This is a genomic window from Streptomyces glaucosporus, assembly GCF_039533345.1.
GTDB lineage: Bacteria > Actinomycetota > Actinomycetes > Streptomycetales > Streptomycetaceae > Streptomyces > Streptomyces glaucosporus.
The window spans coordinates 248,412-269,590 of the sequence record NZ_BAAATJ010000003.1 but is presented as its reverse complement, the minus strand read 5'-3'; the positions used below and the strand labels follow the sequence as shown (position 1 = coordinate 269,590).

Genomic DNA, 21,179 nt, shown 5'->3' with positions numbered 1-21,179 from the left:
TCCGGGCCCGTGCGGAACCCCGGACCGGCCCCCGCGCGTTTACCCTGGGAACACGACGGCACCGGCGAACGAGGGAGCGACTGTGGAGTTCGTCATCGGCCTGCTGGCCCTGCTCTTCGTGCTCTTCACGGTTCTCGGTGCGATCGCCGTGGTGAAGACCACACGGGCGGTCAAGCGGGGTGTGGAGCGGGCCGGGGGCCAGGTGCGCCGGACGGTGGAGGATACCGCGCTGCGCGCCCGCGGGGCCCAGCCCGGTCCCGTGGGAGAACTGGCCCGGGTACGGCTGGAACTGCGCGCGTCCCTCGACGGCACCCGCCGCGCGCTGGAGGCCGGAGTCCGGCACGACCCCTCGCTGAGCGAGGCCGCCGCCCTGTTCGACCGGCTCCAGGAGCACGCCCGTCAACTCGACGGGGAACTGAGCCTGCTGATGGAACGCGAACCGGACCGGGCCCGGATCGCCACCCGGCTGCCCGAGGCGCGGGAGCGGGCCGAGCGCATCAAGGCCTCCGCGGACTCGCTCCGGTTCGCCGCACAGGACCGCGCCCGGCGCCACAGCGAGGACGAGCTGGCGGCGCTGAGCGAGCAGATCGAGCTGGAGGCGGGCGCGCTGCGGCACTGGATCACCCCCGGCGCGGAATCCTCCGGCGCGGAGCTTCCCGGCGGCCCCGACGCGTCCGGCGCTCCCGGCATCGAGGGCCGGACGGGGACGGCCGCGCGGCAGGGGAAGGAGTCCGCCCCCGGCCCGGAGGCGGACTTCGGCACCGATCTCCGCAAGGGCCGTCCGCAGAGCGCGTCGTGAACCGCACCGGCGGGTTCGCGTCGCTTGCGCCGCGAAGGGCGGGGTAATCTCCGCCCCATGTCCCGGCATGTCGCGATCGTCACTGATTCCACGGCCTACCTGCCGCAGGCGGCACTGGAGCGGCACCGCATCACCGCGGTGCCGCTGACCGTGGTGCTGGGCGACCGCGCGCTGGAGGAGGGGACCGAGATCTCCGCCCGTTCCCTGGCCGAGGCGCTCCGGAAACGGCGGTCCGTGACCACCTCCCGTCCGGCTCCGGAGGTGTTCGCCGACGCCTACCGCGCCATCGCGAAGACGGGGGTGGAGGGCATCGTCTCCCTCCACCTGTCGGCGGAGTTCTCCGGCACCTACGACGCGGCCGTGCTCGCCGCCCGGGAGGCGCCTGTTCCGGTACGGGTGGTGGACACCGGCATGGTGGCGATGGCGCTGGGCTTCTGCGCCCTGGCGGCGGCGGAGACCGCCGAGGCGGGCGGCACGCCGGACGAGACGGTCGCCGCGGCCAGGAAGCGCGCCGAGGGGACGTCCGCGTACTTCTACGTGGACACCCTGGAGTACCTGCGGCGCGGAGGGCGCATCGGCGCGGCCCAGGCCCTGCTGGGCTCGGCGCTGGCGGTCAAGCCGCTGCTGGAGCTGGCGGACGGCCGCATCGGCATGCTGGAGAAGGTCCGCACCGCATCCCGGGCCATCGCCCGTCTGGAGGAGGTCGCGGTGGAGCGGGCGGGCAGTGCCGCCGTGGACATCGCCGTGCACCACCTGGCGGCGCCGGACCGCGCCGAACAGCTCGCCGAGCGGCTGCGCGCCCGTGTGCCGGCGCTGGGCGAGCTGCATGTGAGCGAGGTGGGCGCGGTCATCGGCGCGCACACCGGGCCGGGACTGCTGGGCGTGGTGGTGTCACTCAGGCAGGTGACGGAGTTGTCCACAACCGGCGGGTAGTCCACGGAAAACTTCCATGATCACCGGGGAGGCGCGGCCCGGCCTACCGTCGACCGGCATGGACACCCGATCGCTCCCCACCGCGCACTTCCCGTCGCTCCCCCGGCCGCACGCGCGGCCGTCCCTCCGGCCACGGCGCTCGCGGCCGCTTGCGGACCGCCGGCCGGCGGCCGGTCCGGGACGGCACCGTCAACCGGGCGGTCCGGGCCGCCGGGCACGGCGGCGGGCAGCCGCCGCGGCGCCACTGCGCGAACGTGCGAGCACGCTGCTCACAACCGGACCGGAACCGCGCGGGCCGGCCGCCGCCGTCTCCGCCGGTCCGCCCGCCGTCTCGCCTGCCGTCTCCGCCGGTCCGCCGCCGCTGTCGCGGGAGGAGGCCGTGGCCGCCGCTCGTGAGGCGGTCCGCCTGGCACGGGCCCACCGGTCGGCGGAGAAGAAGGATCCCCTCCCGCGCGGAGCCGCCCGCGACGGCGGGGACGGTCCGGCCACACGCGGCCGGACGCCGCACGAGCCGGTGCGGTCGCGGGCGGGAGAGCGGACCGGCCCGGACGCCGGGCGCGTGCCGTCGGCGCCCGACCCGGAACCCTCCCGGCGCGCACGGCTGTCGGAGGCCGTACGGGACCGGCTGCCGCTGTGGGCGCGCACGCGGTGCGGCGTGGAACCGCGCGCACTGACCGCGCTCGTCCTGGTGCTGGCCGTCGCCCTGGGCTTCGCCGTGCACCACTTCTGGACCGGACGCCCGCAGACCGTCCAGGCGCCCCCGGTGGAGTCGGCGTCCGGCCCGCGTCCGGCCGTCTCCCCGCCCCCGCGGTCCCCCGAACCCTTCGCGCCCTCCGCGCCGGCGCCCGGAGGGCGGCAACTGCTGGTGGACGTGTCGGGCAAGGTCCGCAACCCGGGGGTGCACAGGCTGCCCGCGGGGGCCCGTGTCGCCGACGCCCTGCGGGCCGCCGGCGGCGTCCGGCCGGGCACGGACCTCAGGGGACTCAACCGCGCCCGGCCGGTGGCCGACGGCGAGCAGATCGTCGTGGGGGAACCGGCCGCGGCGGCCGCCGCCCCAGCCCCTCCGGCGGGAGGCGGGCCGCCGGCGGGAGGCGCCCTCCCGGCGGGCGTGCCGGTCAGCCTCAACTCCGCCACGGTCGACCAGCTCGACGCCCTCCCCGGCATCGGCCCCGTCACGGCCCAGCGCATCGTCGACTACCGCACCGAGCACGGCGGCTTCACCTCCGTCGAGCAGCTCCGGGAGGTCAGCGGCATCGGCGAGCCCACTGGCACACTGTAACCCGTAGGGAGGAAACGGGACAGTGACACCAAAAGCCGCAATCTTGCTCGTGCGCATCTCCGATGATGACGAAGGCGACCAGAAGGGCGTCCGCCGCCAAGAGGCCGATGGCCGGGCGCTGGCCGACCGGCTCGGCTGGACCATCGCCGAGGTCATCACCGAGAACGACACCTCAGCCTTCAAGCGCCGGAAGGTGAAACTGCCGGACGGCACGACGGCCCTGCGCACCGTCCGCCCCGGCTTCCGCGCCGCGCTGGACAAGCTCGCGTCCGGCGCTCGCGACGGACTGCTCGCCTACGACCTGGACCGAACCGCCCGCGACCCGCGCGATCTGGAGGACCTGATCGACGTGGTCGAGGCACGGACGCCGCGCATCCCCGTCGAGTCCGTCACCGGCTCCCTGCGCCTTGCGAACGACGCCGACGTGACCATGGCCCGGGTCATGGTCGCGGTGGCCAACAAGGCCTCCCGGGACACCTCCCGCAGGGTGGCACGCAAGCACCAGGAGCTGGCCGCCGAAGGCAAGCCCGGCGGGGGAGGCTTCCGGGGATACGGCTACACCCGCGACGGCCTGGAGATCGTTCCGGCGGAGGCCGCCGTCGTCGCCCAGGTCGCCGACTGGATCGTGGACGAGGACCGCAGCCTGAACTGGATCGCGGCCGAGCTGAACCGGCGGGGCGTTCCCACCGTCACCGGGGTCCCCTGGAACAGCCGGGCGGTGCGGTCCATCGTCACCAAGCCGCGTGTGGCCTCCCTGCGCACCCACCAGGGCGAGGTCGTCGGCCCGGCCGTCTGGCCGCCCATCCTCGCCCACGAGCGGTGGGAGGCCGTCTGCACGCGTCTCGCCCAGCGGGCACGGCATGCGGACCGGAGCCTGAAGCGCTGGCTGACCGGCGTGCTGCGCTGCGGCCGTCCCGAGTGCGGACGGCCGTTGCTCGGCTGGCAGGGCATCAACGGACCGCGCTACTGGTGCGCCACGCCGCGCGGCGGCTGCGGGAGGATCGCGATCACGGCCAGGCTGGCCGAGGCCGAGGTCGAGCGGCAGGTGCTCGACCTGCTGACCGATCCCGGCATCCTCGCGCGGATGCACGCCCTGGCCACCGCCGAGGGGACGGAGGACGCCCGCGCCGAGCTGGCCGAGGACGAGGCCCAGCTGAAGCAGCTCGCCGGGGCCTGGGCGCGGAAGGAGATCACCTTCCCGGAGTACACCGAGGCCCGGAAGATCATCGAGGCGCGGATCAGGGAGTCCCGGGCGCTGCTCGTCTCGACCGCCCCCCGGGCCCTGCGGACCCTGCTCGCCGGGGACGTGGTGGACGGCTGGCGGCACCTGACGCCCGCCGACAAGCGCGAGATCGTGCTCACCCTCCTGCCGGACGGCTACGAGGTGCTGCCGTCCGATCCGATGAAGCCCCGCCGGTTCGACCCCGAGCGGCTGCACCCGGTGACGGCTGCGTAGAAGGCGGTGAGTTCTGGCTGAACTCCTCTGACGATGACCTTCTCCATCAACGGTTCAGGAGGTGGTGAACATCATCGGCCACTCGCACGGTATCCGCAGATCAGAGCGGCATTCCCGCAGGTCGGAGGCGGTACGGCAGCACTGCCGGGGCCGTCACCGCCGAGATCGCGGCCGGACCGCAGAACAGGCCCGGATTCCCTTTCCCAGCAAGGGAGTTCGGGCCTCACGCATGTCCGGGAGCGATGCGGCGGTGCGGTTTCGGGCCCACGGATGCCACGGAGTCTGGGAGCACATCGACTCCGACCTCCAGAGGGGACACCTCCCATGGACTTCTCTCCCACCGCGCTCCGCACCCTCCGCAAGGAGCGCGGTCTCACCCGCACGACCCTGGCCGTCCGGATCGGCGTCTCGCACGACTCCGTGAAGGCGTTCGAACGCGGCAAGATCCGCCCGTCCCTGCGGACGCTGGCCCGCCTCGCCGAGGTACTCGACGTCCCCATGGACGCCTTCTTCACGGACCGGAGCCATGCCGCCGCGTAACCCGCTCCGCGACGCCCTAGGTGACGGCCCCCGCGACGCCCAGCTCCGCCGCGTGGTGGCGCTGCTGGGCCTGCGCAGCCGCCCGGCCGCCCGGACGCCGCAGAAGGAGAAGGCCGCATGAGCGAGAACAGCGACGGCTTCGTCTGCGGCCGGTGCGGGAGCCGCGAGTCCTACCTCAACGGGATCGGCAAGGGCCTCCGCTGTGCCCCGTGCAAGCGCGAGTACGCCCGCAGGCGCTACTGGGCGCAGGCGGAGGCCGAGAAGGCCCGCTGCCGCAAGTGGTGGGCCGCCAACCGGGCCAAGAACCGCAACGAGAAGGAGAAGCCGTGAAGTTCGACCTGTCCGTGACCGTGATCAACGGCCAGAAGGCGCTGATCGTCCAACCGGCCATCCCCGATGATGCGCCCCAGGAGGTCAAGAACGCCCTGGCGACCCGGCGCGAGGCCAACGCGACCGGCGTCTGCCCGGCATGCGGCGCGGTCTGGACGCGCCCCAGCCGTGCCGAACGCCGGGAGGCCGCGCGGCGCGGAGATCCGGTCCACCTGCGCATGGAGCACGAAGACGACTGCTCCGCGCTCCGCGTGGCCTGACATGGCGGCGGCCGCCGGGAAGTCCGACGGCCGTCTCACTCACTCACCCACTGACCCGCAGGAAAGTGAATATGATCACCAATGTCAAGTATAACCCTCAACGGTGACAACGACGAGCTGGACGAGGCCTGCCGGACGGAGGCCGACGACCTGGATCCCGAGGTCGTCCAGCGGATCGAGGCGTACCGGGCCGAGCTGCGGGACAGGCAGGTGTCCGGTGTCGGCCCGCCGTCCGCCAACCTGCCCGACGACTTCTGGGCGGCGCACACCGTACTGGAACAGATCCGCGCCGCCGCCCGGGACCGCATGGTCAGCCCCGACACGGTGCTGGGCGTCCTGCTGGCGCGGACGGCGGGCTTTCTCACCCCCGAGCGCCTGCGCGTCGACACCGGCGTAGACGACCGGACCAGCCTCAACCTCATCGTGGCGTCCATCGGCCCGCCCGGTGTGTCCAAGTCGCAGTCCGCGACCCTGGGCCACCGTCTGCTCCCGGCCGTCGAGTTCCCGCACGCCAGGCTCGGCAACATCGGCTCCGGTGAAGGCATCGCCGAGGCGTTCATGGGCGTACGGGAGGTCGGGACCGGCGAGGAGGCCAAGAACCACCGGCCGGTCACCGAACGCGGGCAGGTGCGGACCAGCGCCTTCCTGGAGGCCGACGAAGGCGAGCTGCTGACGAAACTGGGCGAGAGGTCCGGCTCGACGCTGGGCACCACCCTGCGGTCCGCCTTCTCCGGCGCTCCGCTGGGCCAGCTCAACGCGACCAAGGAACGGCAGCGGGACGTGCGGGACTACGCGCTGGGCCTGGCGATCTCCTTCCAGCCGGAGACCGCCCGGCCGCTGTTCAAGGAGGCCGCCCAGGGCACTCCGCAGCGGCTGCTGTACTTCTCGGCGATCGACCCGCTGATGCCGCCGCCGCCGCCCGTCCAGGAGGCCGCCTTCGGGGAGTCGGCGTCCGCCCCGACCCCGTCGTGCGACGCCCTGGCCGCGCGGCTGGTGGCCAACGTGAGGAAGGCGGTGACGGCTCCGGCGATGGAGCCGACGCAGACGACGATCATCGCCTTCCCTCCGGGTGTGGCGCACGAGGTCCGGATCCGGCGGCACCACGCCCACACCGGGGCCCTGGCCGGGGAGAACCCGCTCGACGGGCACTGCATGCTGCTGCGGCTGAAGGTCGCGGCGCTGTTGGCGATCCTGCTGGGCGAGATCCGACCCGGACGGAACGTGATCTCGGAGCGGATGTGGCACCTGGCCGGGCAGCTGGTGGACACCTCGTGCGCGGTGCGGGACGACCTCGTACGGCAGGCCAGGGAGGCCGAGCGCAAGTGCAGGGAGGACGCCAAGGAGCTGCACGCCGACCGCGAGGTGCACGCCGACGCCGCCAGGCACGCGGCGAAGGTCGAACGGATGGCGAAGCGCGTCCGCAAGTACACCGCAGCCGCCGGGGCTGAGGGACTGCTACTCCGGGGGCGGGGCGGCCTGATCCAACGGTTCGACGGCCGGGAGCGAGGCCTTCTCGACGAGGCCATCGACCACGCGGCGGACGCGGGGTGGATCCGGATCGACCAGGAGGAGGGGCGGGTCTATGCCGGGATGTAGGAGGAGGCGGCTCTGTGTAGGAGAAGTAGGAGTCTCCTACAGGACCCCCCTGTTGCTCTATACGCGAGTGAAATATCTATTTCTATTTTTCCTGGTCAGAGCTTGATCACGATTTTCAGGATCTCTGAATCCCGCAAAACACACCCCCCAGAGTTCTCCAACCTCCCACTTCTCCTACATCTCGAAGAAGATCAGCAAGGAAAATCCAAGAGTGATGGGCGTAGAGGATTCCAGCTCCTGCGCCGCACCTGTTGACAGCGCATTCCCAGCGCCGCAACATCCACCCAACCGAAAGCATGAAAGGACGGTCAGCCATGGACGGCTCGCAAGATCAGCACAGGCCCCCGCACGACGACGATTACGACGAGCTGACCGCTCCCGAGCCAGTTCGCCCACCCCGTACACCGCTGAGCCCACCTGAGTCGCTCTGCACGATGCCTGGTGACCGTCACGATCGGACCTGCCTTTTCCGCCGGAGGTCGCCGTGACCATTGGTCGCAGCATCAGTGTTATCTCAGTCCACGCACAGTTCAAGCAACAAGACAAGAACTGAAGTAACAGAACAAGATGTTCGATGGTTCGATGCGCAGTTGGTTCGCATGTATGGCAAGAGACAGACTTTGCACTGCCCAGATGTACGTGCACGCATGGATGGCTTGCGTCGCCCGTTGTCTTGGCCCGCCTCACCTGGCTGTACTCCGCGCTGAACTTCGGAAGTGAAGCACCGCCGCAATGCAGCACGCGATCGTGAAGGATTGCAGCGCCGAATACACTGCCTGCAGTGCAATGCGGCAGCTCCTGTCTCCATCGCGGACGTGCGTCATTTCCACCGCGCGGCATCACGTCCTTGCACCGGTCGGCATTGGCCGCACTGCTGGAGACAGGGGGGTACCCCATGGCGGGCTCGCACGCACGCGGAAGACCCTGCGCCCCTGGCCGTTTCCCTCCCCGATGTAATCCTGCGAATGTGAGGTAGAGAGTGAATTTCCGACCGTGCATTGAGTGCGGTGCCGAGTTGCCGGAGCAGTTCCGAGGACGCCCGCGTAAGTGGTGTGATGACTGCCAGCGGGCCGCCAGGGCCAAGTACGCCCGTGAGAGGTACGCACGGGATCGCGCCGTTGGCCTTCCCGGACACAGCAGGAAGCCCGACACGCCCTGCGCGGGGTGCGGGAAGCTGCTCTACAGCGGCACGGGGTCGCGCCCCGCAGGTGAACGGCGCTGCCGCGCCTGCGGCTGGGCCGCGCCAGGCTCCCGCAGGGCGCGATCGCGTCCTCCCCGTCCGGGTGACGGCGACGCTCAGTGAGTTCATTCAGCATGGGCGGGGTGCGCCCGATGGAAGGCGGCGCGGCTCCGTTCCACTGACTGCCGAGGGGCCCGGGAGCGGGGAGGGCGCACAGAACCACTGGCCTGGCATTCGGGGAGATCGGACGCGCCGATGACGTGATCGAGGCGTCCGACCACAAGATGTAGGTGAATGGACGCCGGGCTGGCCCTGGTTTCATGCGACAGGCGGCCAAGGCTGCTGGGCGAGGTGGCGTTGCAGGTCGATGTGCCTGAACTGGTACACGGCCCCGACCTGCCGCAGAACGCCGCGCTGATGCGCGTCTTGGAGGAACGTCATCAGATCCCATGGTGTTTTATGACATGCCGCTAGATATGCTCGGACAAGAACAAAACCCAACCATACTGTAGCGAAACCACCGACTCCGAGTCCAATCACGAGTCCCATCAGAACCCCCTTCACGAATCCGGTTGCGAATCCACCCGAGAATCCCTCTGCGAGACTTTTTAGATCACCTTTGAGAGGATCGGGAGACTGACCTATGAACTCGCTTAGGAGTCCGAATGAAACTCCGATTGCGAGTGTGATGGAAATCCCCAAAGCGAGGAATGATCGACGGTCTCGCGCTAGCAGTGTGAGTGGTCCGACTGGTGTGGTTGGATCTGCTTCTTCCGTGTCAATCCCGGTTATGGCCGTTGCCGCAATGCCGAAGGACAGTGCAAACGCAAGACCAAGCTTGAATCCAGTCGAGAGATCAGACATAAAGCTGAAGTAGATGCCCATCGCAATCCACACCAGGATCCCGAATTTAATCCCTCGAACGATTGCGCGGGGTGACCATCGCGTACGCACTACCGGAGCGAAAACAGGTCCTCTGGGCTGATTTACCAGAACTCCGGCAGCAGCTCCGGAAAGGACTCCAATGGGAATTTCTGAGGACTCTTCTAGGTACCCTGTCAATATTCCTGCAATGAGCCCGAAAAGAAGTCCGTTCAAGAGGAAATGGGCTCTCCGGGGGATATCGGAAGGGATTTCCCACCAGACCAAGTCAGGGCTTCCATCATGCTTAGTTTCCAGGTTCCGAGCAAGGAAAGCCAGGGTGCGGTGTGCTTGTCCGGTCGACCATTTGGACGGGGCGGGGCTGTGCGGGGAGTACGACGCTGGGATGAACGCGTTGAACAGGTGTCGGTCCACAGCGGACCGGTTGGGAAAGGTGGTCGTGTCGCACAACTCGTCTGGGTGTGAAACCGGTACTGAGTGCGAGACAACCTGGGGGCGCGGATTGTAAATGGTGCGGGCCAGAAACAGCCCGAGCGGGGTGCCAAGAGCTTGTCCGACCGGGGTGTCGGTGCCCAGGCGAGCGATGACGGCGTCCCACCGCTGGGCGGCAGGCGTGTGTGATCCGCCCGCATCTCGGCGCAGGTAGTCGGCAGCTTGTTCCCGGGTGACGGACAGCAGGTGGATGCCCGCCGCGCCGTTGAGCCGCACCACGGCGTCCGGGCGGGTCACCACTGCCCGGTACTCGGCGGCTCGGGCAGCCAGGACCAAGGGCTGTTTCGCGGGCAGAGTCCGGTTGATCGCGCCCAGCGCGACGGCATGCAGGGCCGGGGGCAGTTCGTCGAAACCGTCCAACAACGGCAGGATCAGGCGGGCGTCCAGCAGTTCCTGGGCCAGGTCGTGGGCATTGGGTTGGGTAGTGGCGGCGGCGGCCGGGGCAGAGGCCGGGGCGCGGAGGCCGGGGTGGGCACGCCGCAGTTGCTCGGCCATCCACTCTTGTAGCCGCTGGCTGTTCGGATCCCAGGAGGCCAAGGAGAACAGCACCGGCACCGGCCCGCCCGCAGGCCGTCGTGCGATGAGGTCTTGAAGCAGATGGATCAGCAGCACGCTCTTGCCCGCTCCGGGCTCGCCCAACACGACCAGGCGGCGTGTGGGCACTCGCTCGCTGAACACCTCGCCGATCTGCGCGTCACCACCTGCCAACCCATTTGCGCTCGCCGGCCAGCGGGCCGGGTCACCCGGAGGCCCGCCGGGCCAGGCACGGGCCAGGTCGGTCAGCAGTTCCCAGGACTCGACCAGGTCCGGGTCGGCGGCCCGCCAGGCGACCGGCAGCGGGTAGGGGTCGTTGACCCGGCGGACCTCGGCCTCGGCCTCCCACTGTGCGCGCACCGCGTCCGCCAGCCGATCGGCCACCGCCGTCAGATCCACAGCAGCGGCATCGACGCGGTCGTGCTTGAACGCCTTCCACGTGATGTAGAGCGGCCCTGCGGCGAGCAGTGCCGTGGCCGCGGTCTCGGCCACCTTCGAATCGAAACGCCAGGCCAGGAACAGCGCTCCGGCCGTCGTCAGCCCGACCAGCAGCAGGGACCGTACGCCCACGCGCTTCAGTACTTGACTCTGTCCCCCATGTTTCACAGCAGGCCATCCTGCCGTGCCACGCCTCGGCCGGGGAGCCGTTTGCGTCAAGGTTGGCTGGGTTACTGGCGATACGGGGAGTCAGCGTGGAGCACGGCGAGGAGTCTGCCCGCCGGCTCTGCTGAACCTCCGTGTGGTTCTGCGATGGGGTAGGACCCCGCGGCCTTGCTGCTCCAGCGAGACTGGATAGAGCTTTCTGCGCATTCCAGCGTGATGCGGAGCTTGTCCCCTCTAGCAGATACCGAGTCGGGAGGGGTGGTTTCCGGTGGATCCGGCCAAATGTTCATGGTCGTGCGCTACGGAACCCCGAAGTTCCCTGCGGGAACCCGCGAAAAGGATGCTTATGACCCTGTTCGTACGATTCGGTTTTCGCACAGCGTATCGCTAGGGTCACGGATAGACGCGCGCAGGACTTCATACGGTCGGCAAACCTCACACGAAGTCCTGCGCGCGCTCTTCAACATCCGAAGGACATCAGGAGGCTTGTAATGCCACGATCCCCCCGGAGCCGACGAGTCAAACCGCCTCGCGGCCGTTCGTCTCGTGACATGGAGACTAACAGGCGTGACGAAACTCCTTCCGTCGTGAACCAATCTGGCACGCATGGATGGATGTGGTTCGTGTCGCTGCCGGTCCTGCCCATCGTGCTGATCTCCGGCGTGCAGTTGCAGATCGAGTTGCAGCCCGCGGCGCTCTATGCGGCTCTGGCTACGGCGGTCGGCGCCGCAGGTGGCTACCACTTCACCCGCCGCCGACACCGATAACAGGACCGGGGCTGGCCAGCGCCTCTGCTGGCCAGCCCCCGGCTTCCCGATCGCAAGCGGCGCTTGGCAAAACGTCGCCGCCCTGGTGTCCCACACCCGGGCGAGGCGACGAAACGGATGGTGTTTTCCAACCGTTTCGGCGGTGCCGCTCCCCCGACGGAACCCTTTTCGTGACACGAGGACATACCCCGTAATGATCTGCCAGCACTGCGGCGCCCCTCTGGTGCCATCCCAGGGCCCCCGAGTGGGGCGCCCGCAGAAGTACTGCACCACCGCCTGCCGACAGGCCGCCCATCGGGCGCGCAAGAACTCCTCCACCACGCCCGGTCACCCAGCGCCCACACCATCCAACGAGGCAGCCCACGCCTCGCGTTCCCAGCGCCCCCCGAACCCTCCTGGTACAACCTCGCCGGCGGTCGTACCCAGCTACGGCGACGAGACACTGATGGAGATCGTCAAAGACATCCAGGAGGAGACCCGCCAGATCCTCAAACTGCTGGGCTCCGGCGATGCCGGCGAGCCGCTGCGCCGAATCGTGCAGATGCGCGCTCAACTGGACGGGCTGACCGCCGGTCTGGTCGGCCGCGCCCGTCACCACCGCCTGACCTGGAGCCGCATCGGCCACCTGCTCAGCATCAGCGAGGACACCGCCCGCCACCGCTACACCGACGCCTACATCCTGCGCCGCCTAGGCCAGCTCATTCCCCTGCGTCCCGATCCGACCTCGCTGGGCACCCTGTACGGTCAGACCTCCCGGGCGGCGGAAGGGTCGACACCTCCGACGCCCGAAGAGGACCCTCCACCCCAACCGCGTACCCCCAACCGCGCCGCCTACAACCGCCTCGCCCCCGTGTTGTCCATGCTGGCCCGCGCCTCCCAGATGTCGATCCAGGACCTCAGCAGCCGCTCGGGCTGCTCCGCCTCGTACCTCTCCCGTATCCTCAGCGGTGAACGCGTCCCCAGCTGGAGGCTGACCGAACGCTTCGCCCACGCCTGCGGCGCCGATGCAGGCGTCCTGCGCAAGGTATGGGAAACCGAACGGCTTCGTGACAAAACTCCTCGCGCCGTATCCGAGGACATCTCCAGCGGCTACGTTCCGAACGGCACACCTCAGGGGGGCTTCGAGCGCCTGCTGACCGCGCTGCGCACCCTGCACATCCGCGCTGGGCAACCCACCGCCTACGACATCGCTGTCGCCACCAAGTGGCGCCTGACCCCCAACAAGATCACAGCGATCCTGGACGGCACCCATCTGCCCAGCTGGGAAGAGCTGCTCAGCCTTCTGCACGTTCTGGGCGGCCCCTGCGAGTACTTCCGTCCGCTCTGGAAAGCCGCTGCCGACCAGTCGGCCGCTCCCTCACCCAAACCCGACCTCAGATCACAGCCATCTCCCTCCCTTGGATCGAAGAGCCGCGATACCACCACAGGAAAGCAGGAACTCGGCGGCGCTCTGACCAACCGTCTCCACAAGAGGCGCCCGCAGCACGAACGCTTCAGGGTGCGCCTGGCGGAACGAGGTCTCATCTCCTCCCCTTGGAAGAGCAGCCTGCACGGAACGACACCATCCCACCCTCCTGCGCCACCGGACATTGTTTGACCCTCGGAATAGTCCAAGCGCACGGCGACGCCTGGGAGAAGGCACAACACAGTGATGCCTTCTCCCAGGCGTCATTGGTGGTCGACTCCACAGTCGTACTGCGGTTGCCGCTGCCGACAAGCGGCCCTTCCCCGAGGAGGGCCATCGACACGACAGTGGCTCGGTGATGTGGTGCAGACGAGGCTGTTCGCCGCATCGGGTGAGAATGGGCCATGCGGTACGAGTGGAGACGATCCCTGCTGCCCGTGGCTGCTGACGGTGCGGACACGCGCGGGCGGCTCGAACGCGGAGCACGGAACACTTCTTGGGCACCAGGACTGGACGCTGTGCGGGACGTACCGGTCGTGACAGTGCTGGGGGAGCGAGGCTGCGGCAAGTCCGTGGCACTGGAGCAGGAACACGCACAGCTCATGGACGCTGGCCTGCCCGCCACCTTGCTGCACCTGGGCAGAGAGGTCTTCGACGCGGCCTCCGCAAGTGCTCGACTGAGTGAGGAACTGCGCGCCGATACGGGTGCCACCGTGCGATTCGTGCTGCTGGACGGTCTGGACGAGGGTCTGAGCGACATCCCTGGCCTCGGCAAAGTCCTCCTGCACCACTTGAAGGGTCTGACTCCCGAGGAGCGCCACGGGCTGCGGTTGAGAATCGCCTGTCGTACCACACGCTGGCCGGAGACCGTGGAGGCGGAACTGCGCGCTTTGTGGCCGGCGGATGGTGAGGTGGCGGTGGTGACACTGGCACCCCTGAGCCGCTCGGATATGCGGGCCGCGGCCGAACAGCACGGTTTGGACGGTGCGGCGTTCGTGGAACGTCTGGTGGACCGAAGCCTGGAAGCCCTGGCACAGCAGCCGGTCACCCTGGTGTCGCTGCTTGAGTCACAAGCCCGTGGCGAACAGTTGCCGACCACGGTGGTGGAAGCCTACGAGCAAGCCTGTCGCATGCTGTGCACCGAGACCTGGGATGAAGACTTTTCCCGCCGTCAGGAACGGCCCGCAGTGGAGCACCTTTTGGCAATAGCCCGCTGGGTTGCAGCCGCTCTGCAGTTCGCCCGCTGTGCCGCCTTGGTCGACGGTCCTCACGTAGGCGAAGGCGAGCTACATCTGGACATGCTGGCTACACAGGGCGTTCCCGGGCTTTTCCCTACTTTGGATTGCCGGAGACACGAACTGCTGCACCTGACGGAGTCGGGACTGCTGGCTCCGGTGGGACAACGCCGCTGGGTTTTCGCGCACCGCAGCTACCAGGAGCACCTGGCCGCCGAGTTCCTCAAGAGCAGCGGCATGGCTCCCGCAGCGCAGGCGGAGCTTCTGTGGGTGGGCAGTGGCCGGGCGCGTCACATCGTGCCGGAGCACGAAGAGGTCGCCGCCCGGTTGGCGGTAAGCGACGATCGGTTGTTCGAGGACCTGCTGGCGCATGATCCGCGCGTGCTGCTTCTTGCCGACCTGCGGGCCTTGCCTGTGCAGCACCGTGCGCGCGTGACGCGGGCGCTGCTCGACAATGCCCCGAATGAGGGCTTCGAACGCATCGACTGGGGTCAGCTGGAGCGTTTGGACCATTCAGGTCTGGCCGAGCAACTGGAGCCGTTCCTCCAGCCGGGTGCCGATCGAGACCAGCAGTATCTGGCCTTGTGGATCGCTGCTGCGTGCCAGCCAGCAGGTCTGGGTTCGGCGCTGCTCGATGTTGCAGAGGATCGGACCGAGCCTGCCTACATTCGTTCCTTTGCTCTACAAGCGTTGGCCGAGGTGGATGACCAAGCGGCCGAACGCCTGCGCCGCCTGGCAACCGATCCGGCGTCCAGCGTCGCCGAAGCAGCAGTGACGCATCTGTGGTCGCAACACCTGTCGCTCATCGAGTACCTGGACCTGCTGCCCGATCCCGATCACTGGTCCATCAGCCGTTCGCTGGAGAAGTTCACAGAACTGGCCACACCCGAGCGGCTGGACGATCTCCTCAGCTGGTCCACCAGGATCTTGGAACGGCAGAGCCCCAAGGTGGCTGTGGCGGTGACCCTGCTGACTCAGTGCGTTGAAATCCTGGGCCGCCACCCCAAAGGCAACAACCAAGCACGGTTCGAGGAACAGGCCGGCCGAGCACTGATCGCACTGGCCTCTCACCACGTGTTTCTCAGCGACAACGACGCCCACGATGCAATCGAGCGGCTCAGAATCGCTCTGAACGGTGCCGTCGGTCTGCGGCGCCGGTTGGCCGGCTACGTGCTGCACCACGGCACCCAGGACGATGTCCTGTCGCTCCTCTTCGCCCATCCGGACCCGGGCCTGTTCCCGGCCGAGGACCTACCGCACTGGGCGACGGCCTGGCCCGACCTGCGGCCAGAAGAGCGGCATGCGGCGCTGCCCCTCTTCAGTCGCCGACCCCGTCCCGACGATCCGCTGCTGCTCCAGGCCATCGACCATGCTCGGGAGATAGACAGTGAGCTTCGGAAAGCCACAGAGTGGTGGGACGCTCCTGAGTCGGAGCAGGAACAAAAGCGGCGCGAGCGCAGGGAGGAGGAGCAGCGCCGCCGCACATTCGACAAGGAGCGATTTGCTGCCGCTCTGCGTGCCGTGGCCGTAGCCGAACCACAGACGGTACGCACGGCATGGCGCATGGTGATAGGCCACCTGTACCGAACGGCCGATGGTGCCCCCGCCAAGGAGCAGGCCTTCCTAAGGGCCGTCGTCGAAGCCCCGTCGTATCCAGCCGTGGCGAGTGACCTATGCCAAGAGCTGCTCATGGCGGCTGCCCGGGTTCTGGTCACGGTCCCTGTGTGGACCGGCGAGGAATCCGAGCCCTGGGGGGCTGGCTACAGGGACGTACCGGAGCTGATCGCCCTGGGTTTTGTACCGGCAGCAGTGGCGGAAGCCGCGGTGAGCGAGACGGACACTGCCCGATGGGCGGGCTGGGCTCTTGCCCTGGCCACTCTGAGGGCTTGGCCCCAGGAGAAAGCGGTTCATCACGAGTTGCTGTCGCGCTGCGCACACAAGGCCGGGACCGAACTGGAGCGAGTGCTGGAGAGGTGTCTTGGTCGGCTCGATCACCACACCCTCGCCGTGGTCGTCCACAACCTGCAGGCAGCCTCGCTGGAAGCCGGCCTCGACATCATGCGGCGCTGGGCGACCGCACCCGGACGCGCAGTCGAGTCGTGGGCCGGTGTGTTGGGCACGCTAGCCCAGCTGGGCCATGTCGCCGCTCAGGCACATCTCAGGGAGGTGGTGGTGGCCGGCCCACAAGGCGACACGGACCGCAGGGAGCGCTGGCTCAGGGCCGTGCGGATCCTGATGGACTGCGACAATCTGACCGCGGTCTGGCCCGCGGTCCGCCGCCAGTTCGACGATCCCGGCCTGTGCACGGAAGTGATCGACCGCGTCGTCGCCTACCCCGGGGCACACCGCTGGCCCAAGGGCGTAGCCGGGCTCGGCGCATCCGATCTCGCCGATCTCTACATTCGGCTGTGTGCGCGTGCGGAGTTGCAGCAACCCCGCCCCGAACACGAGCCGGGTGTTGCGTACACCATCACTCGGGCCGAGACCCTCCACGATCTCGCCGACTCCCTGCCTGGCATCATCGCGGACAAGACCACGGCAGAAGCCGCCGAGGAACTTTCTCGCCTGGCCGAGCTGACTCCGCGCGATCCTCGGCTTCTGCGGCGTCTGGCTCGACGTGCTGCATGCCAGGCTGCCGAACAGTACGTCCAACCGCTGCAGCCGCGCCAACTGGAGCAACTGGTCGCCGATCACCACCTGCGCGTGGTCTCCGACGAGACCCAGTTGCTCGATGTCGTCATGGAGACCCTTGAAGCGGTGCAGGGGGCGTTGTCCGGTCCGAATGGCCTGGCCACCCTGCTGTGGAACCGCAGCGCGGCGGCACCCAGCAGCTCTTGGTGGCCGATGTGGGAGGAAGACTTCAGCGACCTCGTGGCGGGGCTGCTCAAGCTCCACCTAGAACAGCGGCGCGTCGTCATCAACCGCGAAGTGCAGGTCAACCGTCCGGGTGTGGCCGGAGGGGGGCGTACCGACATCCACATCCAAGCGGCCACCGCCCGAGACGACCCCGCGCCGTTCACCGTGGTCATCGAGTGCAAGGGCTGCTGGAACTCCGGCCTGTCCACTGCCCTGACAGATCAGTTGGTCGCCCGCTACCTGCGTCACCCCCGCACCGCTGGCATATTGCTGGTGGGTTTCTTCGACTGCGACCTCTGGGACCCGGCCAAACGCACACGCTGCTCTCCCAGTCACAGCCCCGAGCAACTTGAGCAGGAGCAACACGAGCAGGCCACCCGCCACGATGTCCCGGTCCGAGCCAAGGTGCTGGACTGCCGGCCGCCGGGAGCGCAAGCGGGCTGAGCCTCGGTGGAGGTCCGCCGTCCTCGTCGGGACGGGACTCCTGCGTTGCGGTGAAGAGGCGCCAGCTACCACGCAGCTAGCCCCGGTCGAATCCGTCAGTACCAACTGCACGGAACTCCACCATTAATAGGAACGTAAGTTCGATTACGGATGTGCGGAAAGGGGCAAGAAGAGCTTGGAGCTGATGGTTGGATGACGGGTGTCCGCGTCCGCTGCGGTTCGTTAGGCACACTGCATCAGGCCGCAGCGGTCGGGTGTGGCCCGATGGCAGGAGGTAGCCGGTGAGCGATCGAAGTGCGATCGAGTGGACCGAGGCGACCTGGAATCCCACCACCGGCTGCGATCGCGTCTCCTCCGGCTGCGACCACTGCTACGCCCTGACCCTGGCCAAGCGGCTGAAGGCGATGGGCGCAGCCAAGTACCAGAACGACGGCGATCCCCGCACGTCAGGGCCGGGTTTCGGCCTGACCCTTCACCCGGACGCCCTGGACGCTCCGTACGGCTGGAAGAGCCCGCGGACGGTCTTCGTGAACTCCATGTCGGACCTCTTCCACGCTCGGGTTCCGCTCGACTTCGTCCGCCAGGTCTTCGAGGTGATCGCGGATACGCCGCAGCATACCTACCAGGTGCTAACCAAAAGGGCCCGCCGTCTCAGGCAGATCGCCGACCGACTGGAGTGGCCGCCGAATCTATGGTTGGGCGTCTCCGTGGAGACCGCGAAGGAGTTGCCACGTGTGGACGATCTGAGGCAGGTGCCGGCCGCGGTGAGGTTCCTGTCCTGTGAACCGCTGCTGGGGCCACTGGACGGCTTGAATCTGGACGGCATCCACTGGGTGATCGCCGGTGGCGAATCCGGACCGCGACACCGACCACTGGACGAAGCATGGGTGACGCAGATCCGCGACAAGTGCCTGGAGGCCCAAGTGGCGTTCTTCTTCAAGCAGTGGGGCGGCCGCACGCCCAAGACGGGCGGCCGCTCCCTCCACGGACGGACCTGGGATCAGATGCCGCTACGCGCCGCTGTTTGAGCCGTCACCCAAGGGCCGGGGGCTCCACGACCAGCTCGCGCGTCCTTTTGCCCACGCCGGTACTGGGAGTCTTGCCTTCGGCATGTAGGTGCTTGACGGCTTTGCGGGCGACCGGCTCGGTGACCTGTCCGTAGTAGTCGCCGAATACCTCCAGGGTGTGGTCGACCAGTGTGAAGGCCCTGCCCTGCCGCCGGAGGATCCTCTCCAGGTTGGCGGCCATGGCGGGTATCGCCGCGTCGACGACCTTCTGAGGATCCGGCCGGATGATCGATGTGGTCGAGAAGAGCGCATCGGGATCTTCCGTCTCCTCCTTCACCTCCAGTTTCTCCCACCAGACGTTTCGGGCTCGGGCCAGGGCATCGCCGAAGACCCACAGGCCGTGCTGGCGACGGGTGCCGAAAACCAGGTGGTACACGGGCTTGTGCCCAGGAGCCTTGGCCACGGGAACCGAACGCACGTACATGCCGGTCTTCGAAGCGAGCCGACGGGCGTATTCCGCCGCCACCGCCTCGTCCGCGTCCGCGGCGATGGGCTTGTCGGGCCGGAAGTACTCACGCCACCACGTGCCGCCGCAGACCTCGTCGAAGCGTTCGGAGGAACGCTCTACGCCCTTGGTGGATCGGGCGTTCCCGCCCAGGCGCCGTACGGCGACCATGCTGAAGTTCAGCAGAAACTCGGTCGGCGGCCACCGGTTGGGCGAACGACGCCGTTCCATGGCCTCAACCAGTCGCCCGAAGGGCAGTCCCAGGCCACAGGGGTCGAGGAAGAGGAACAGCGGCAGCCCGTTTGCGGTCTGCAAGACGCTGTCCAGAACTCCGTCGACATCACCATGATGGACGCGCGCATCCACGCCCTGCGCACGGTAGGTGTCGGCCACCTTCTCCAGCCGCGCCACGGATTCAGGCTTCCGTTCGACGAAGAAGCAACTCCAACGAAGATTGTTTTTCATCAGGTGACTGGAAGCCACCCTCATGGCGATCTCCGCCGAACCGGGCTCCCCGCTTTCGTAGCGCCCCTCGCCCGCGTATCCATCCAGGTAGACCACTCTGCCGTCGCGTGATCCGGTCATCCCGCCGAACTGCGGTATGTAGTGCCCCAGCAGCTTGTGCTTCAACACGCTCGGCAGAGCCTGCGACGCCCAGTAGTCCTTGTCCGTACCGACCGACATACCGGTTCTCCCCCCTTACGCATTTTCCCCAAGGGGATGGTGAGTCAAGGGCAGGGCGCGGTAAAGAGCGCGTAGAGGCACGACACCGTAGGTCACGCCATCGTTGATCCTGCTCACGACAGCCTGGCTAGTGTCCGATGTGCTGTTGCACCCGGAGTCATGTGAGGTCAGGGCTTCAAGTGAAGAAGACCTGGCATCTTTCGCGTACGTGGAGAGACCTCCTGGGCCATTCTCGAACATTGACCTGAAAGCTGTTCCTCCAGGAGGCCTGGCGCGGTCAACGCTTCACCCGGCTACGGACGGCAAGGACCGCCAAGCCGAGAAGGACAGGCTCGGTCAGGCGGGAGGTCATCTCGGTGTAGGTGCCGACGGTGGTCAGGTCCTGGCCGGAGGAGCGGAAGATCACCGAGTTGATCACCACCCGAAGGGCCTTCTCGAACCGCTCGCTCGTCACTCGGCTGGTCAACGGGCCGGTGAGGTTGGCCGGGTCGGGGGTGTCAGTGATTAGGGTGACTTTCTGTCCGGCGGCGACCTGGCGACCGGTGATGGTCGGCTTCGGCGCCTCGGCGGGCAGACCCCACAGCACCATCACCGCAAGCGTGGCGGTCATTGCGGCCCCCAGCCAGGCCAGGGCCCGGGAGGCGCGCAGCCCGTACCCGGACAGCGCCCAGTAGCCAGTCAGCAGGGCCCGCTCACCCCAGGGCCGGGTAGTGTCGTGACGGCGCATCTCGCACTCGCCGTAGTAGAAGTCGGCAGCGTCCGGCTCGTTCTTGCCGTCCTCCAACGACTTGCGCAGTTGCCGGTACAGTGCGGCCACCGCGGTCGGCCGCAGCTTGGGGGCATCCTCCGGCGGGGTGGCCCAGCCGCGGGCCAGGGCGGGATGGCGGGCGGCGCGCACCCGCCAGTGATGCTCCTCGACCAAGGTGTTGCGCCGACTCCACCGCCAGGGGAAGCGCCAACCCCAGTCGGTGGGGGTGGTGGCGAAGGTGCACCAACCGTCCACGCGGAGCTGGTCGAGGTGGACGGCGCCAGCGAACCGGCATCCGCTCAGGTCGACGTCGTGCAGTGCCAGGTGCGCGGCATCGACCCCACCCACCGATGTCGCGCGTACGCCGGGATCGCGACCGGACAGTAGCGGCTCCGGCAGTGGGTCACCCGATCCAGGCATGGGGAACGGGGTGGGGCGGGCGGCAACCACCACCGGGTATTCGAAGACCGCGTCGCGCAGGTCCAGCTCGGCATAGCGCAGCTGCAGCGTGGCGGTCGAGACCCACCGCGTCCGTGCACAGCTCACCTGACGGGCGGCGATCTCCACCGTCACCGGTTGCTGGAACACCGCACCGTCGAACACCACCCGCCCGCCACAGACCAGCGGCCCCAGGTGCGACGCCA

At 68.3% G+C, this 21,179-nt stretch carries 16 protein-coding genes; 13 read left to right on the top strand and 3 right to left on the bottom strand.

Annotated elements, in window-relative coordinates; genetic code table 11:
• Nucleotides 1-82 precede the first annotated feature (82 nt).
• From ABD358_RS05460 to ABD358_RS05420, 9 genes are all read left to right on the top strand, one after another.
• Nucleotides 83-799, top strand: coding sequence for a hypothetical protein (locus ABD358_RS05460; RefSeq protein ID WP_344629690.1), 717 nt, complete (start codon nucleotides 83-85; stop codon nucleotides 797-799).
• Between the two features lie 57 nt (nucleotides 800-856).
• Nucleotides 857-1,732, top strand: coding sequence for a DegV family protein (locus ABD358_RS05455; protein WP_344629689.1), 876 nt, complete (start codon nucleotides 857-859; stop codon nucleotides 1,730-1,732).
• A 379-nt stretch (nucleotides 1,733-2,111) separates the two neighbouring features.
• Entirely contained in the window at nucleotides 2,112-3,011 is a 900-nt protein-coding gene (locus ABD358_RS05450) for a ComEA family DNA-binding protein (protein ID WP_344629688.1), read from the top strand.
• Nucleotides 3,012-3,060: 49 nt separating this feature from the next.
• Nucleotides 3,061-4,467: a recombinase family protein gene (locus ABD358_RS05445; RefSeq protein ID WP_344629687.1), complete on the top strand. Its 1,407-nt coding sequence runs from the start codon at nucleotides 3,061-3,063 to the stop codon at nucleotides 4,465-4,467.
• 324 nt (nucleotides 4,468-4,791) lie between these two features.
• A complete protein-coding gene (locus ABD358_RS05440; RefSeq protein ID WP_344629686.1) occupies nucleotides 4,792-5,007 on the top strand; it encodes a helix-turn-helix domain-containing protein in 216 nt (71 codons plus the stop codon).
• Nucleotides 4,994-5,128, top strand: a complete 135-nt coding sequence (locus ABD358_RS05435; protein ID WP_344629685.1) for a hypothetical protein — start codon at nucleotides 4,994-4,996, stop codon at nucleotides 5,126-5,128. The genes ABD358_RS05440 and ABD358_RS05435 overlap by 14 nt, the downstream gene beginning before the upstream one ends.
• Nucleotides 5,125-5,337: a hypothetical protein gene (locus ABD358_RS05430; RefSeq protein WP_344629684.1), complete on the top strand. Its 213-nt coding sequence runs from the start codon at nucleotides 5,125-5,127 to the stop codon at nucleotides 5,335-5,337. The genes ABD358_RS05435 and ABD358_RS05430 overlap by 4 nt, the downstream gene beginning before the upstream one ends.
• The gene (locus ABD358_RS05425; RefSeq protein ID WP_344629683.1) at nucleotides 5,334-5,597 is read left to right on the top strand and encodes a hypothetical protein; all 264 of its coding nucleotides are present in this window, start codon (nucleotides 5,334-5,336) and stop codon (nucleotides 5,595-5,597) included. Before ABD358_RS05430 ends, ABD358_RS05425 begins: the two co-directional genes overlap by 4 nt.
• Before the next feature lie 81 nt (nucleotides 5,598-5,678).
• Nucleotides 5,679-7,193 carry a DUF3987 domain-containing protein gene (locus tag ABD358_RS05420; protein WP_344629682.1) on the top strand — a complete coding sequence of 505 codons (1,515 nt, stop codon included), beginning with the start codon at nucleotides 5,679-5,681 and terminating at the stop codon, nucleotides 7,191-7,193.
• Nucleotides 7,194-8,691: 1,498 nt separating this feature from the next.
• Here the strand turns inward: ABD358_RS05420 and ABD358_RS05415 are convergent.
• Nucleotides 8,692-10,851, bottom strand: a complete 2,160-nt coding sequence (locus ABD358_RS05415; RefSeq protein WP_344629681.1) for an NACHT domain-containing protein — start codon at nucleotides 10,849-10,851, stop codon at nucleotides 8,692-8,694.
• A 656-nt stretch (nucleotides 10,852-11,507) separates the two neighbouring features.
• On the opposite strand from ABD358_RS05415, the gene ABD358_RS05410 reads away from it, so the two are divergent.
• The 4 genes from ABD358_RS05410 (at nucleotide 11,508) to ABD358_RS05395 (ending at nucleotide 18,619) form a co-directional block, all read left to right on the top strand.
• On the top strand, nucleotides 11,508-11,651 hold the full coding sequence (locus tag ABD358_RS05410) for a hypothetical protein (protein WP_344629680.1): 144 nt from the start codon (nucleotides 11,508-11,510) through the stop codon (nucleotides 11,649-11,651).
• 445 nt (nucleotides 11,652-12,096) lie between these two features.
• Nucleotides 12,097-13,248: a helix-turn-helix domain-containing protein gene (locus ABD358_RS05405; RefSeq protein ID WP_344629679.1), complete on the top strand. Its 1,152-nt coding sequence runs from the start codon at nucleotides 12,097-12,099 to the stop codon at nucleotides 13,246-13,248.
• Nucleotides 13,249-13,628: 380 nt separating this feature from the next.
• Nucleotides 13,629-17,591, top strand: a complete 3,963-nt coding sequence (locus ABD358_RS05400) for an NACHT domain-containing protein (protein ID WP_344629678.1) — start codon at nucleotides 13,629-13,631, stop codon at nucleotides 17,589-17,591.
• Nucleotides 17,592-17,872: 281 nt separating this feature from the next.
• Nucleotides 17,873-18,619: a DUF5131 family protein gene (locus ABD358_RS05395; protein WP_344629677.1), complete on the top strand. Its 747-nt coding sequence runs from the start codon at nucleotides 17,873-17,875 to the stop codon at nucleotides 18,617-18,619.
• A 4-nt stretch (nucleotides 18,620-18,623) separates the two neighbouring features.
• Here the strand turns inward: ABD358_RS05395 and tcmP are convergent, their stop codons facing one another.
• Nucleotides 18,624-19,787, bottom strand: coding sequence for a three-Cys-motif partner protein TcmP (tcmP, locus tag ABD358_RS05390; protein ID WP_344629676.1), 1,164 nt, complete (start codon nucleotides 19,785-19,787; stop codon nucleotides 18,624-18,626).
• A 277-nt stretch (nucleotides 19,788-20,064) separates the two neighbouring features.
• Nucleotides 20,065-21,141: a pentapeptide repeat-containing protein gene (locus ABD358_RS05385; protein ID WP_344629675.1), complete on the bottom strand. Its 1,077-nt coding sequence runs from the start codon at nucleotides 21,139-21,141 to the stop codon at nucleotides 20,065-20,067.
• Nucleotides 21,142-21,179: the final 38 nt, after the last annotated feature.